The sequence below is a fragment of the Polaromonas naphthalenivorans CJ2 genome (assembly GCF_000015505.1).
GTDB classification, from domain to species: domain Bacteria; phylum Pseudomonadota; class Gammaproteobacteria; order Burkholderiales; family Burkholderiaceae_C; genus Polaromonas; species Polaromonas naphthalenivorans.
Genome location: NC_008781.1, coordinates 354,132 through 367,323, shown reverse-complemented (window position 1 = coordinate 367,323; position 13,192 = coordinate 354,132). Strand labels below are relative to the sequence as shown.

Annotated in this window: 13 protein-coding genes; 8 read left to right on the top strand and 5 right to left on the bottom strand. The window is 63.1% G+C overall.

The window, feature by feature from the left end; genetic code table 11:
• Positions 1–10: 10 nt before the first annotated feature.
• From PNAP_RS01810 to PNAP_RS24830, 4 genes are all read left to right on the top strand, one after another.
• Positions 11–418: a hypothetical protein gene (locus PNAP_RS01810; protein ID WP_011799794.1), complete on the top strand. Its 408-nt coding sequence runs from the start codon at positions 11–13 to the stop codon at positions 416–418.
• Positions 419–504: 86 nt separating this feature from the next.
• Positions 505–909 carry a roadblock/LC7 domain-containing protein gene (locus PNAP_RS01805; RefSeq protein WP_011799793.1) on the top strand — a complete coding sequence of 135 codons (405 nt, stop codon included), beginning with the start codon at positions 505–507 and terminating at the stop codon, positions 907–909.
• Between the two features lie 37 nt (positions 910–946).
• Positions 947–1,543 carry a hypothetical protein gene (locus PNAP_RS24835; RefSeq protein WP_011799792.1) on the top strand — a complete coding sequence of 199 codons (597 nt, stop codon included), beginning with the start codon at positions 947–949 and terminating at the stop codon, positions 1,541–1,543.
• Entirely contained in the window at positions 1,527–1,886 is a 360-nt protein-coding gene (locus PNAP_RS24830; RefSeq protein WP_049763623.1) for a roadblock/LC7 domain-containing protein, read from the top strand. The genes PNAP_RS24835 and PNAP_RS24830 overlap by 17 nt, the downstream gene beginning before the upstream one ends.
• 90 nt (positions 1,887–1,976) lie before the next feature.
• Here the strand turns inward: PNAP_RS24830 and PNAP_RS01795 are convergent, their stop codons facing one another.
• Entirely contained in the window at positions 1,977–2,342 is a 366-nt protein-coding gene (locus PNAP_RS01795; RefSeq protein ID WP_011799790.1) for a hypothetical protein, read from the bottom strand.
• 104 nt (positions 2,343–2,446) lie between these two features.
• On the opposite strand from PNAP_RS01795, the gene hemE reads away from it, so the two are divergent.
• Together hemE and priA are read left to right on the top strand one after the other, a co-directional pair.
• Positions 2,447–3,556 (top strand): uroporphyrinogen decarboxylase, encoded by a 1,110-nt coding sequence (hemE, locus tag PNAP_RS01790; RefSeq protein WP_011799789.1) that lies wholly within the window; start codon positions 2,447–2,449, stop codon positions 3,554–3,556.
• 375 nt (positions 3,557–3,931) lie between these two features.
• On the top strand, positions 3,932–6,061 hold the full coding sequence (priA, locus tag PNAP_RS01785) for a replication restart helicase PriA (RefSeq protein WP_011799788.1): 2,130 nt from the start codon (positions 3,932–3,934) through the stop codon (positions 6,059–6,061).
• Positions 6,062–6,132: 71 nt separating this feature from the next.
• Here the strand turns inward: priA and PNAP_RS26755 are convergent, their stop codons facing one another.
• Complete coding sequence (locus tag PNAP_RS26755; protein WP_011799787.1) at positions 6,133–6,639, bottom strand: hypothetical protein; 507 nt, start codon at positions 6,637–6,639, stop codon at positions 6,133–6,135.
• Between the two features lie 153 nt (positions 6,640–6,792).
• Here PNAP_RS26755 and PNAP_RS01780 point away from each other — a divergent pair, with 153 nt between their 5' ends.
• A complete protein-coding gene (locus tag PNAP_RS01780) occupies positions 6,793–7,833 on the top strand; it encodes an AI-2E family transporter (RefSeq protein WP_041376454.1) in 1,041 nt (346 codons plus the stop codon).
• Here the strand turns inward: PNAP_RS01780 and PNAP_RS01775 are convergent.
• Positions 7,812–10,148, bottom strand: a complete 2,337-nt coding sequence (locus PNAP_RS01775; RefSeq protein WP_011799785.1) for a PAS domain-containing sensor histidine kinase — start codon at positions 10,146–10,148, stop codon at positions 7,812–7,814. The two genes, PNAP_RS01780 and PNAP_RS01775, sit on opposite strands and share 22 nt — an antisense overlap.
• Positions 10,149–10,445: 297 nt before the next feature.
• On the opposite strand from PNAP_RS01775, the gene PNAP_RS01770 reads away from it, so the two are divergent.
• On the top strand, positions 10,446–11,450 hold the full coding sequence (locus tag PNAP_RS01770; RefSeq protein WP_011799784.1) for an AAA family ATPase: 1,005 nt from the start codon (positions 10,446–10,448) through the stop codon (positions 11,448–11,450).
• Positions 11,451–11,582: 132 nt separating this feature from the next.
• On the opposite strand, the gene PNAP_RS01765 is transcribed toward PNAP_RS01770, so the two are convergent.
• Together PNAP_RS01765 and uraH are read right to left on the bottom strand one after the other, a co-directional pair.
• Entirely contained in the window at positions 11,583–12,800 is a 1,218-nt protein-coding gene (locus PNAP_RS01765) for a urate hydroxylase PuuD (protein WP_011799783.1), read from the bottom strand.
• Positions 12,797–13,153, bottom strand: a complete 357-nt coding sequence (gene uraH / locus PNAP_RS01760) for a hydroxyisourate hydrolase (protein ID WP_011799782.1) — start codon at positions 13,151–13,153, stop codon at positions 12,797–12,799. Before uraH ends, PNAP_RS01765 begins: the two co-directional genes overlap by 4 nt.
• Between the last annotated feature and the right edge of the window lie 39 nt (positions 13,154–13,192).

Genomic DNA, 13,192 nt, shown 5'->3' with positions numbered 1-13,192 from the left:
GAAAACCGCCATGAGCGCTCTTGACAATGCACTGCAAAAAGCAGTCACCAGCATTCCGGAATGCGTAGCCGCAGGCTATGTGGACTTGTCCTCCGGCATGATTCTGAGCATGAAATCCGTGGATTCGCACCCGGGCGAAGTGTTCGACTTGCTGGCCGCCGCGACGACCGACCTGTTCCAGGGCCCCAACGTGTCGGCGATTGAAAATATTTTCCGCAAAGCCCGTGGCCTGCCCGACAACAATGAGCATCACTACTTCCAGGAAATCATCGTCAACAGCGACAACCTGATCCATGTGTTCCTGCGCGGCAAACGCCAGCAGCAGGTGGCCTGCTTTGTCTGCCGCAAGGGCGCCAACCTGGGCATGGTGCTGACCAAGTCGCGCATGGCCATGCCCACCATCGAATCGTCTCTTTAAGGTCGAGGAATGCCGCCATGGCCGGCTTGAAAAAAAGACGGCCGGGCGGCGCCGCTACGGCTGCTTGCAATGAATAGGTTGTTTATATGAATTTCGACAACAGTTCAGCTGAAGTGACTGCCAGCAAAATCCGGGCGGCGCTGCGCAGTTTGTGTGCTTCCTCGGACACGGTGGAAGCGGCCGCGCTGGTTTCTCATGATGGCCTGATCATTGCCTCCGTCATGTCCAGGGAGGTCGATGTCGATCGTTTCGGCGCCATGTGCGCGTCCCTGCTGGCGCTGGCCAATCGCGCCGCCAAAGAGGTCCGCAGGGGCGATCTGCGGCAGATCATCCTTGATGGCAGCCTGGGGCCCATGCTGCTGACCCGGGCTGGCGAAACCGGTGTTCTGGCCGTGGCGGCCACCCCTTCGGCGAAACTGGGGCAACTGATCCTCGACACCCGAACCACGGCGCGGGCGGTGTCCGAATTAACCGAGCCCAGGGAGGCTTGAAATGCGTTCGGGCCAAGGCGCTGGGCGCGTGGTCTGAATGAGCCGCTACCTGCTGCCCCGGCCAGGCGGTGTGCTGACCTGGCTGTCCGTCAGGCCGCCCAGCCTGGAGCGCCGCTTGTTTGAACACTTGCTCGGGGCGCCCGCAGCCGTTGAACTGAATGTGCAGGCGCTGGCATCAGCCCTGTGCCACCCGGTTCAGGCCATTGCCCGTGCCTTGTTCGCGCTCAACCGCCAGGCGAGCATCGAGGTGCAAGACGGCGCCGCGCCCCTGTGCGCGGCAGCGAGTCCGGCGCTGCGCGCGGGCTTGCGCCAGGGCATTGCGGGTCTGGCGCAGGATTTAATCGACATTTCCGGGGGCTGCGGCGAGATCATGCTGGCCTCTGACGATGGGTTTTGTATTGCCCAGGCCGACCTGTCCGCGCAGCGGGCGCAGGCGCTGGCGGCGCACTTGCCCCGGGATGACGGGTCGGCCATGCAATTTCGGATGCAGCTGTGCTTTGCCGACAGAACGCTGTATTTTTGCGCCAGTTCCCGGATTGACTTGAAGCATCCGGTGATGCTGCGCCTGGGCGCTGATCTGGTTCAAGGTTGCCAGCTCCAGCCGCTACAGAGAAACCATGATGCAGAAAAATAGCCAGGAAATTTTGGATGCGCTGCAGGAGAGTTGCCCGTCTTTTGGCGGCGCCGTCATTGCCACGCCGGATGGCCTGGTGCTGGTGGCCACCCGGCTGTTCAGCGGAGACACGCCTGCGGCCTGCGCCGCAGGCGTGGTGGCACAGGTGGATGATTGCCTGTCCGCGCTGAAAGCCGGACGGGTGGATGCGTTGATGATGTGGACGCCCGGTGGGCTGTGGTTCATTGGCCGTCTGGTCAATGACCATGTGCTGCTGCTCTCGGCCACGGATTCGCATTGCGCAGGCGCCGTGCGCCTGGCGGCCCAAGTGGCCGTACAAAAGCTCAATGCAGTGCTGCACTAAATTGTTGGCGCAACATTTTTCAGTAGCATTTTATGCCTCCAGCGCAATCAGGACGGGCACCAGCAGCTACTAAAAAGAGAGTGAAAACGATCAGGCGGCCTGGACCGGCCTGCCGACCTTGCCATGCTCGATCAAGAAGATCAGCTCCTTCACGATGCCGTACATCACCGCCCGGTCGCGCGTCGGGTGGTCGGTAAAATGCACCGTGGTCGCGCCGATTCGCGCCAGCCCGCCATGCCCTGGCCCATCGCCATACGTGACCGTGATGCCGTATTCGGTCATCAAGGGTCCGCAGGCCCGCCAGTCGCGGGTCCATTTCGGCAGGGCCTGGTTGTTGTCCCAGAGCGTTCCGGCGCTTTCGTAGCACTCCTCGATATGCCGATGGCCGAGCAGTTGCGCCAGTTGCCGCTCCCGGGCAATACAGCTGCGAAAATATTCCTGGTCACTTATATGCATGACGAATCCCTTTCCGGGTCGAAGAACAAATTGACGCCACCATGGTAAAGCCGAACCCGCCCGGCGGCCAGCCCCATCAACCCCACACCTGAGACAATCCCCCCATGTTCGCACCCCTTCAAAACGACACTTTCCTGCGTGCCTGCCTGCGTCAGGCGACCGACCACACCCCGGTCTGGCTGATGCGCCAGGCTGGCCGCTACCTGCCCGAATACAAGGCCACGCGCGCCAAGGCCGGCAGCTTCATGGGGCTGGCGACCAACACCGACTACGCCACCGAAGTCACGCTGCAGCCGCTGGAGCGCTACCCGCTCGATGCGGCCATCTTGTTCAGCGACATCCTGACCGTGCCCGACGCGATGGGCCTGGGCCTGTCGTTCGCGCTCGGCGAAGGCCCGAGGTTCGCCACGCCGGTGCGCGACGAAGCGGCGGTCAACAAGCTCGAAGTGCCCGACATGAACAAGCTGCGCTATGTGTTCGACGCCGTCACGTCGATCCGCAAGGCGCTGGGTGGCCGCGTGCCGCTGATCGGCTTTTCGGGCAGCCCCTGGACGCTGGCCTGCTACATGGTCGAAGGCAGCGGCTCGGACGACTACCGGCTGGTCAAGACCATGCTGTATCAGCGCCCCGACCTGATGCACAAGATGCTGGCGATCAACGCCGACGCCGTGGCTCTGTACCTGAACGCGCAGATCGAGGCCGGCGCCCAGGCCGTGATGATTTTCGACAGCTGGGGCGGCGTGCTGGCCGATGCGGCCTTTCACACCTTCAGCCTGGCCTACACCGCGCGCGTGCTGAGTCAGCTCAAGCGCGAACACAAGGGCGTGACCATTCCGCGCCTGGTGTTCACCAAGGGCGGCGGCCAGTGGCTCGAATCCATGAAGCAGCTCGACTGCGAAGTGCTGGGCCTGGACTGGACCGTGAACCTGGCCAAAGCACGCGCGCTGGTCGGCGAGAACGGCCCGAACGCCAAGGCGCTGCAGGGCAACCTGGACCCGAACGTGCTGTTCGCCAACCCGGCGCAGATCGAGGCCGAAGTGGCCGCCGTGCTGAACAGCTTCGGCGCGCCACACACCGACCTGACGCAAACCGGACCGACGCAGATTTTCAATCTGGGCCACGGCATCAGCCAGCACACGCCGCCTGAAAGCGTCGAAGTGCTGGTGCGCGCGGTGCATGCGCACTCGCGCAGCCTGCGAAAACAGCAGGGCTGAAAACCGGGTGCAGCAACGTCAAAAAGGCTGATTCGGGCGTTTTCAGGCACCTTTACCACAAAAAAATAGCGCCCGCCATCAGACTTATACACAAAACCTGTGGTACAGCTATTTAAGGTCGAGTTGCTTTCCTGCACCCCACTATCAAACCCATAGCACACGTAAGTCATTGATTTATAAGGAAAATTTAAATTGCCTTTTTGCCGGGCAATTTAAGGAAAGCCTTGATTTACAAGGCTCTGCGGCCTCTTGCAACAAACTATCAACAAAGTTATCCACAGAAAATCTGGACAACTCCAAAACAGTGAAGAATCAAGGACTTAGCCACCTGCCCGGATGTGCTTTCAGGGGTTTACACCGATTTAGGCGCTTTCCATGAGCCACTGGTTGCAGATAGTGGTTGCCACGCCGGCGCACAGCGCCATCGCCGGCCCGCTGACCTACCGCAGCGCCTTGCTGCTGCGCCCCGGCACGCTGGTGCGCGTTCCGTTTGGCAGGCGCGAGGTGCTGGGCGTGGTGTGGCAGGTGTTGCCGGACAGCGGCGGCATGCCCGAAGCAAGCATCCGCGACATTGCCGGCGTGCTGGACGGGCTGGCGCCGCTGTCATCGACCTGGCGCCGGCTGGTGGCCTTTACCGCCGGCTATTACCAGCGCTCGCTCGGCGAGGTGGCGCTGGCTGCCCTGCCGCCGCAGTTGCGCGACCTCACGACGCTGCAGCTGACGCGCCGGCTCAAGCGGACGGTGGTGGACACCAGCCACCCGCAAGACACTACTGATTTAATAGCACTCAGCGCACAGCAGGCGTGCGCAATAGCCGAATTTGATGCTGAAACCAGTGAAAAACAGCGGCCCGCGCTGCTGTTTGGCGCCACCGGCAGCGGCAAGACCGAGGTGTACCTGCGCGCCGCCGCCAAAGTCCTGGAGCAAGACCCCGAGGCGCAGGTGCTGGTGATGGTGCCCGAGATCAACCTCACGCCGCAGCTGCAGGCCCGGTTTGAAGCGCGCTTTGCCCATCTGGGCCGGGAGCGCGTCGTGCCGATGCACAGCGGACTCACGCCCGCCCAACGGCTCAAGGGCTGGCTGGCCGCGCATTCGGGCCAGGCGCGGCTGGTGCTGGGAACGCGCATGGCCGTGTTCGCGTCGATGCCGAACCTGCGCCTGCTGGTGGTCGATGAGGAACACGATCCGAGCTACAAGCAGCAGGAAGGCGCGCGCTACTCGGCGCGCGACCTGGCGGTGTACCGCGCCCGGCTGGAAACCCGCGACAGGGAGCATCCGCATGGTGCCTGCCGCGTGCTGCTGGGCTCAGCCACGCCTTCGCTGGAAAGCTGGCAGGCGACGATTGTGGGCCGCTACCAGCGCCTGAACATGAACGAGCGGATCGGGGCCAGCCCGGCAGGTCAGCCGGGCGGCTTGCCCACGGTCAGGCGGGTGGACATGAACCACCAGCCCAAGCACTGCGTCATCGCGCCGCCGCTGCTGGCGGCCATCGGCGAGCGGGTGGCGCGCGGCGAGCAGTCGATGATTTTCCTGAACCGGCGCGGCTATGCGCCGGTGCTGGCCTGCCACGACTGCGACTGGAAAAGCGACTGCCCGCACTGCAGCGCCTACCGCGTGTTCCACAAGATCGACCGCACGCTGCGCTGCCACCACTGCGGCTTCACCGAACGCGTGCCGCGCGCCTGCCCGAGCTGCGGCAACATCGACATCGCCCCGGTCGGGCGCGGCACCGAGCGGCTCGAAGAACACCTGGCCGAACTGCTGGCCAATGTCACGCGGCCGGACGGCGGCCCGGTGCGCATTGCCCGCATCGACGCCGACAGCACCCGGCTCAAGGGCTCGCTCGAATCGCAGCTGGCCAGCGTGCATGCCGGCGAGGTCGATGTGCTGGTCGGCACGCAGATGATCGCCAAGGGCCACGACTTCAGGCACATCACGCTGGTGGCCGCCATCAACACCGACAGCGCGCTGTTTTCCAGCGACTTCCGCGCCCCCGAGCGGCTGTTCAGCCTGTTGATGCAGGCGGCGGGCCGCGCCGGCCGCGATGCCCAGCGCAGCGCCGCCAGCGAAATGTGGGTGCAGACCTTTCACCCCGACCATCCGCTGTTCGAGGCGCTCAAGCGGCACGACTACCCGGATTTTGCCGAGCAGCAACTGGCCGAGCGGCAGGCGGCCGGCCTGTCGCCGTTCGGTTTTTCAGCCTTGATACGGGCCGACGCCAAGACCCAGGAAGTCGCCCAGGGTTTCCTGAACGCCGCCGCCGAGGCCGCCCAGACGCAGCAGCTGCCCGGCCATGCCCACGTCATGGCCTACCCGGCCGTGCCGATGACGATCCAGCGCGTGGCGAATATCGAGCGCGCGCAAATGCTGGTCGAAAGCCCGTCGCGCAAGGCGCTGCAGGGCTTTCTGGCCGCCTGGCAGCCGCTGCTGTTTGAAACCCGCAGGCAGGCGGAATTCAAAAGCCTGGTGCGCTGGGCGATTGACGTGGACCCGATTGCGATTTGAGGGGGGTTTCAGGTCAGTTTGCTGGTCGTCAGCGTGGATAACACGTTACCCGTTGCATAGCCGTTGATCCCTCAGTCTGCGCCGCTGCACGATCCACCGTCGGATGAGCAGGAACTGTCCGGGGAGTCGCCCGAAAAACTGAAATAGAGCCAACTATCATCGCCACTCTTGCCTGGTGGCGACGGGCGCTTTTCAGCCTGGCGCGCAAGCTCCTCGTCCATGTCCCGCTTTCGCAATGCGGCGACCTCTTCACGAGAGTAAGCCACATCCTGCGGCAGTTGGGCGCCACAACGCTCGCAATTAGGGTAACGGCGATTGAATACGGAAAACCCGCAACTGGAACACCTCAGGCTGGACGAGTTGTTCATGACGTGGGAAGAGAAAGATTGCACCGGCTGCGAGTGGCTGGCATCCAACGAAATGGATACCACAAACCATGCGATATATACCGACGGCTGCGGTTGGATCTGGCCATAAAAGTTTCCTTGATTGGCTTGCAGACTGGCTTTCCGCCAATTTTCAGGTTTTTTATACGGGCATAAAAATGATGTGAAACCCGGCAGGCGTTTTGGCTTCATTCTAGGTGTCGCTTGCCAGCAAACACGGCTTGAAGATTTTCCGTTTTACGCCTTCTCCCCTTGGAGCAAGGAACATGCACAATCGGGGCCACGAGCCTCTGGCCCGCCAGCGATACGCGCTACATGCGATTGATCCAACCCCCCAGCCGCCCCATGTCCAAACAGATATCCCCCGCGCCTTCTCCCAAACCCATCGCCATCTCCATCGCCGCGCCCATCAAGATTGCCAGCTACGTGCTGGCATTCCTGCTGTGCGTCGGCACGCTTGTCTATGGGCTGCTGCCCGGCTTGCTGGCGGTTTGCCTGGGCTATCTCCTGGTGGTGGCGCTGGCCGGCGAAGGCCGCATCCGGGGACCCCGGCTGAGCCCCGCGCTGGCGGCGGCCGTGGTCGTCCTTTTGCCTTTGATTGGCCTGGGCGTTTTGCTGGCCAACGCCAAAGGCATGGCCTTCGGCGTCGTCGGGCAATACCAGGCGCTGCTGCATTACCTGGCCAGCACCGTGCTGGAAATCCGCCAGAAACTCCCGGCCGACCTGGCCATTCACCTGCCCGACGAACTCACCGAAGCCCAGGTCTGGCTGGCCGCCTACCTGAAATCGAAGGCCCAGGCGCTGACAGGAGCTGGCACGGCCGGCCTGCATGGCTTTTTGCTGGCTTACGTGGGCCTGGTGGTTGGCGCGCTGATCAAGGGCACCTTCAGGATGCCGACCAGCGCACCGCTGCGGTTTGAGATTCGCATGCGTGCCGGCCATTTCATCGAGGCCTTCCGCCAGATCGTGGTCGCGCAATTCTGGATAGCCGCCGTCAATGCCTTCTTCACCGCCGTGTTCCTGCTGGCGGTGCTGCCGCTGTTTGGCGTGCACATGCCCTACATTGCCGAGTTGGTGACGCTCACCTTCTTCGCCGGCCTGATTCCGATTGTCGGCAACCTGATCTGCAACAGCGTGATCACGCTCGTCGGGGTCTCGGTGTCTCCGGCGGTCGGCCTGGCCTGCCTGGTCTTCCTGATCCTGATTCACAAGACCGAATACATCATCAATGCCAAGATACTGGGCAAACAGACCAACACCGCAGCCTGGGAGTTGCTGGCCGCGATGTTCGTCGGCGAGGCGGTGTTCGGACTGCCGGGCCTGGTCGCAGCCCCGCTGTATTACGCCTACGCGAAAAAAGAGCTTCAGGTGGCCCGGCTGGTCTGAGCGCCATCCTTGCGGCCCAGGGTAAAAAAGAACCTCGCGCCTTCGTTCAGCTTGCTTTCAGCCCAGACGCGGCCGCCGTGGCGTTCAATGATGCGCTTCACGGTGGCCAGCCCGATGCCGGTTCCCGAGAAATCCCCCGGCGAATGCAGACGCTCGAAGGTGCCAAACAGCTTGTGCGCAAAAGCCATGTCAAACCCGGCACCGTTGTCCTTGACGAAAAAGACGGTGTCGCCATCAACGCCCGACTCGCTGCCCACCTCGATATGCGCCAGCGACTGCCGGGACGTGAATTTCCACGCGTTGCCCAGCAGGTTTTGAAAGACCGCCGACAGCAAGCGGGCGTCGCCCTGCGCGCTCAGGCCGTCCTGAATGCGCAGCTGGGCCTGGCGCTGCGGCTCGCGCTCCCGGCAGTCCTGTTCGATGCGCCGGGCGATGTTCGAGAGATCGACCTGCTCTGACTTGATCTGCTCGCGGGACAGTTGCGCAAGGGCCAGCAGGCCCTCGATCAGATCGCCCATCTGCTTGACGCCCACACCGATCCGGTCCAGGTAATGCTTGCCCTTGTCGCTGATCTGCCCGCCGTCAATCTTCAGCAGCAACTGGCTGAAGGCATGGATGGTGTTGAGGGGCGAGCGCAGGTCATGCGAGACCGAATAGGCAAAGGACTCCAGCTCCCTGGTGGCCGTTGCAAGCTGGGCGGTGCGCAGCAGCACGCGCTCTTCGAGTTCGCCATTGAGGCTCAGAATTTCCTGTTGCTGCTGCCTGCGCTCGGTGATGTCGCGCTCGACAGCCACCCAATGGGTGAATTTGCCGGACACGTTGGCGATGGGCGCAATGTCGGTTTCCACCCAAAGCTCCTTGCCGGCCTTGGTGTAAATGACCACTTCAGCGCGCACGGGCTGCCAGTTGTCCATGGCACTGAGGATGCGTTCCACCTCGGGGTGGCAGGTGTTGGCTCCCCAGAGCAGCGTGGGCGTCTTTCCGATGATGTCGCTGCGGCTGTAGCCGGTCTGGCGCTCGAACGCATCGTTCACAAACACAATGCGCCGGCCCGATGCATCGAAGGGTTCGGCTTCCATGATGACCACCATGTCGTTCAGCCGCGACACCGCCGTTTCCAGCAGGCGCAGCTGGGCTTGCTCCGTGCGTCTTTGGGTGATGTCCTGAAAGTAAACCGCCAGCCCGGCCTCCGTGGGATAGATGTGGAAATGAAACCAGGTCTTCAGCGGCAGGTAAAAGGTTTCAAGGCGGATCGTGCGCTGCTCCTGCATCGACAGGCGGCATTCGCGCTCGATGCGCGTGCCCACGGCTTCCGGAAATTCCTGCCACAGGATTTTGCCCAGCAGGTCTTCCGGGCAGCGCTTGAGCATGCGCTGCGCCTGACCGTTCATGAAGGTGAACTTCCAGTCCTTGTCGATCAGGCAAAAGCCGTCCGTGATACTTTCCAGCGTGGCGGTGAGCCGCGCCTCCAGGGCGAGCATGCGGGCCTCGGCCTCTTTTTGCTCCGAGATGTCCTGAAAAGCGCCCTGGATGCTGACAATTTTCCCCGCTTCATCGCGCACCGCCTCGGCGATGGACCGCACCCAGATGTGCCGGCCCGTGGCGGTGCGCTTGGGCAGCACGAATTCGTAAGGAATGCCGTGCTCGGCGCAGTCCTGCACATGACGGGCGACGATGGCCCGGTGTTCCGGGAAAAAGAAACCAATCCCCTCTTCCAGCGTCGGCTGGTAACCGGGCGGTACATCGTGAATCAGGCAGTTTTCATCCGACCAGATCAGCCTGCGCTCGGGCAGCTCAATCGCCCATCCGCCCAGGCGGGCCACCCTGCCGGCGATCCGGTTCATGGCGAGGTCTTTCTCCAGAATCTCCCTGGACTGCTTCAGCTCGTCAATATCGGTCAAGGTGCCCAGCCACTGGGTCGTCCGGCCTGCCGCATCGGATTGCGCAGCCGTGCGGCCCAGCATCCAGCGATAGACGCCGTCGGCCCGGCGCAGCCGGCATTCGATTTCACACGGCTCGCCGCCGCCGCAGGCCTGCACCAAAAGCCTGGAAACCCGCAGGCTGTCATCGGGATGAACGAGTCCAATCCAGCCGTGGCCGAGACTGTCTTTCAGGGACCAGCCTGAATAGTCAAGCCAGCGCTGATTGAAGTAAGTCGCCTGGCCATCGGGCCGCATCATCCAGACGATCTGGGGCATGGCGTCCATCAGCAGGCGAAACTGTGCCTCGCTTGCACGGCCCGCCTCATCGGAACGCTTGCGGCCGGGTGTCCCCGGTACCGTGCCTGACAGAGGGATCAGCTTGCTGCCGGTCATGTTCACGCGGTCTCCTTTTTTGTTCTGAGTCCCGCAGAAGGGACTGCGGCTGAAGGCTTTGTGTTGTCTCGCTTCACCCCGCCTGGCGTATTGTGGACCATCACGCACCGCGCGCAGCCATGCCCAGCGCGCCGGCCACAGGCATCAAGGGTCAATCTCATGCCGGCAGCCAGGGCGCGGGTATCAGGCGCACCATTAACCCGTCAGCCTGCGCAAGTGTTGTAAATGCCTTGAAGAGAAAAAGGCAAAGTTGTGTTTGAATGAAAGTTCACGCTGCTCAACAACAAGGAGTGCTCGATGGAATCCATTCAAGTCGTTCCCCAGGCGCCCACCTTCACGCTACCCGTTGCCAAGGTGCGAAGTGTCTACCAGATTGCTGATGTCGAGCGCAAGCTGGGCAAGCTGCAAAACAGCGAACCCCGCGAACACGACAACTTGCGCGCTACCTACGAGCGCATGCTGGAGCGAGGCCCCGAGCGCTTCCAGATGAAGCCCAGCGGCATTCCCGAAATGGCCCCCCTCTACGACGCGCTGCCCAACTTCACCGACGTGCTGGACGACGTGCGGCGCCATGTGGCCCTGAGCCACGACAGCACCGACGGGCTGGAGGTCACGCCCATGCTGCTGCTGGGCCAGCCGGGCATCGGCAAGACGCATTTCGCCCGGCAGGTGGCCGACCTGATCGGCACCGGCATGAACCTGGTCTCGATGGGTTCGCTGACCGCCGGCTGGCTGCTGTCAGGCTCGGCGTCGCAGTGGAAGGGCGCCAAGCCGGGCAAGGTATTCGAATCGCTGGTGGACGGCCGCTACGCCAACCCGGTAATCGTGATCGACGAGATCGACAAGGCCGCCAGCGACGCCCAGTACGACCCGCTGGGCTCGCTCTACAGCCTGCTGGAGCACGACACGGCCTCTTCCTTCGTGGACGAGTTCGCCGAAGTGCCCATCGATGCCAGCCAGGTGCTGTGGATCACGACGGCCAACGATGCGCGCGGCATTCCCAACCCGATCCTGAACCGGATGAATGTGTTCGAGATCCAGCCGCTCACGCCCGGCCAGGCGCGGCATATCGCACGGCGCCTCTACCAGTCGATACGCGCCGGCCACAACTGGGGGACGCGCTTCGATGACGCGCCGTCAAGCGATGTGCTGGACAAGCTGGCCACCCTGGTGCCGCGTGAAATGCGCCGCGCCCTGATGGCCGCGTTCGGCAACGCGCGGCTGGCCAGCCGGGGCATGCTGAAGGTCGATGACCTGCCGCGCAGCGCGGCCAGCAAGGGCCGGATCGGGTTCATGCAATAGCCAATGGCGCCTAGGCGCGGCGCCTGCCGCGTCTTTTTCAAGCCATTCAGGCCGTTTGCGCAATACCAGCGGGCATAAATAGCTATCAAATAGATAGCTATTAAAAGCCTTCATGAACATGGCTTCGGCCGCTCAGTTCACCGGCGCGCCCGCTTCAAACCAGCGCTTGATCACGGCGCGCTCGTCTTCGGTGATCTGCGTGGCATTGTTGAAGGGCATGAGCCTGAGCACGACAGCCTGCTGATAGACCGCCTGCGCGTTCTGCCCGAGCAATTCGGGCGTGTGCAGCGCAATGCCCTTGTTTTGCAACTGCGCGTTGTGGCACATCACGCAGCGCTGGTCGATCACCGATTTCACCTCGGCAAAACCGGCTGGTTTGGCGGCTGCGGCGATGGCGGCGGCCGACGGCGGCGCTGGCGCCATCCAGATCACCAGGCCAGCCAGCATCACCGTGCCCGCAACAGCGTATTCCCAGGGCGCACGCCTGCCCTGCACCCCGGCCTTGTGGCGGGCCACGAAACTGTGGCGGATCAGCGCGCCGGCCAGCATCAAGAGCACCAGCACCAGCCAGTTCTGCGCGCCCACGGACAGCCAGCCGTAGTGGTTCGACAGCATCGCGATCAGCACCGGCAGCGTGAAATAGGTGTTGTGAACGCTGCGCTGCTTGGCGCGCCAGCCATAGACCGGATTGACCGGCTGCCCGGCCTTGAGCTGCGCCACCACCTTGCGCTGGCCCGGAATGATCCAGACGAAGACGTTGGCGCTCATGGCGGTGGCCAGCATCGCGCCGACCAGCAGGAACGCGGCCCGCCCGGCAAACAGCTGGCAGGCCAGCCACGAGGCAAAAACGACAAACACCAGCAGGCCCGCGCCGACGATCAGGTCGCCGTTTTTTTTCTGGCCGAACACCCGGCAGACCGTGTCGTACACCCCCCAGCCGGCCACCAGAAAGCCCAGCGCGGCAGCAATCGCCGCACCGGCCGACCAGTCGTAAATGTTCTTGTCCACCAGAAAGGTCGCGGCATTGAACAGGTAAAGCACCGTGAACAGGGCAAAGCCGGTCAGCCAGGTCGAGTAGGCCTCCCAGTAAAACCAGTGCAGGTTGTCAGGCATCTGTTGGGGCGCCACCATGTATTTTTGCGGGTGGTAGAAGCCGCCGCCATGCACCGCCCACAACTCGCCATCGACGCCCTTTGCAACTAGGTCGGGATCAACCGGCCTGGTCAGGCTGCTGTCGAGAAAAACAAAGTAGAACGACGAGCCGATCCAGGCAATCGCGGTGATGACATGCGCCCAGCGCAGCAGCAAATTGGCCCAGTCCAGGGCATAGGGCAGGTAGGCGCTCATCATGAGCCGCGGTAGGTCGAGTAGGTCCAGGGGCTGACGAGCAGCGGCACATGGTAGTGGCCTTGCGCATCGGCGATGCCGAAATCCACCGGCACCGTGTCGATGAACGCCGGCTCGGGCAGCGCCACGCCCCGGGCGCGGAAATAATCACCGACTTCGAACAGCAGCCGGTAGCGCCCGGCCGCCATGGCTGAAGCATCCAGCAGCGGGCCGCCGTCGCTGCGGCCGTCCTGGTTCAGGACCACTTCCTTGAGGGTTTCGACATGCGCGCCGTCCATACGCTGCAGCGTGAGTTTCATGCCGGCCGCCGGGCAGCCGTGCATGGTATCGAGAACGTGGGTGCTGAGGTGGCCCATGAAAAGCTTTCTGCGGGTTGAAATGAACAGCGCCGGCCC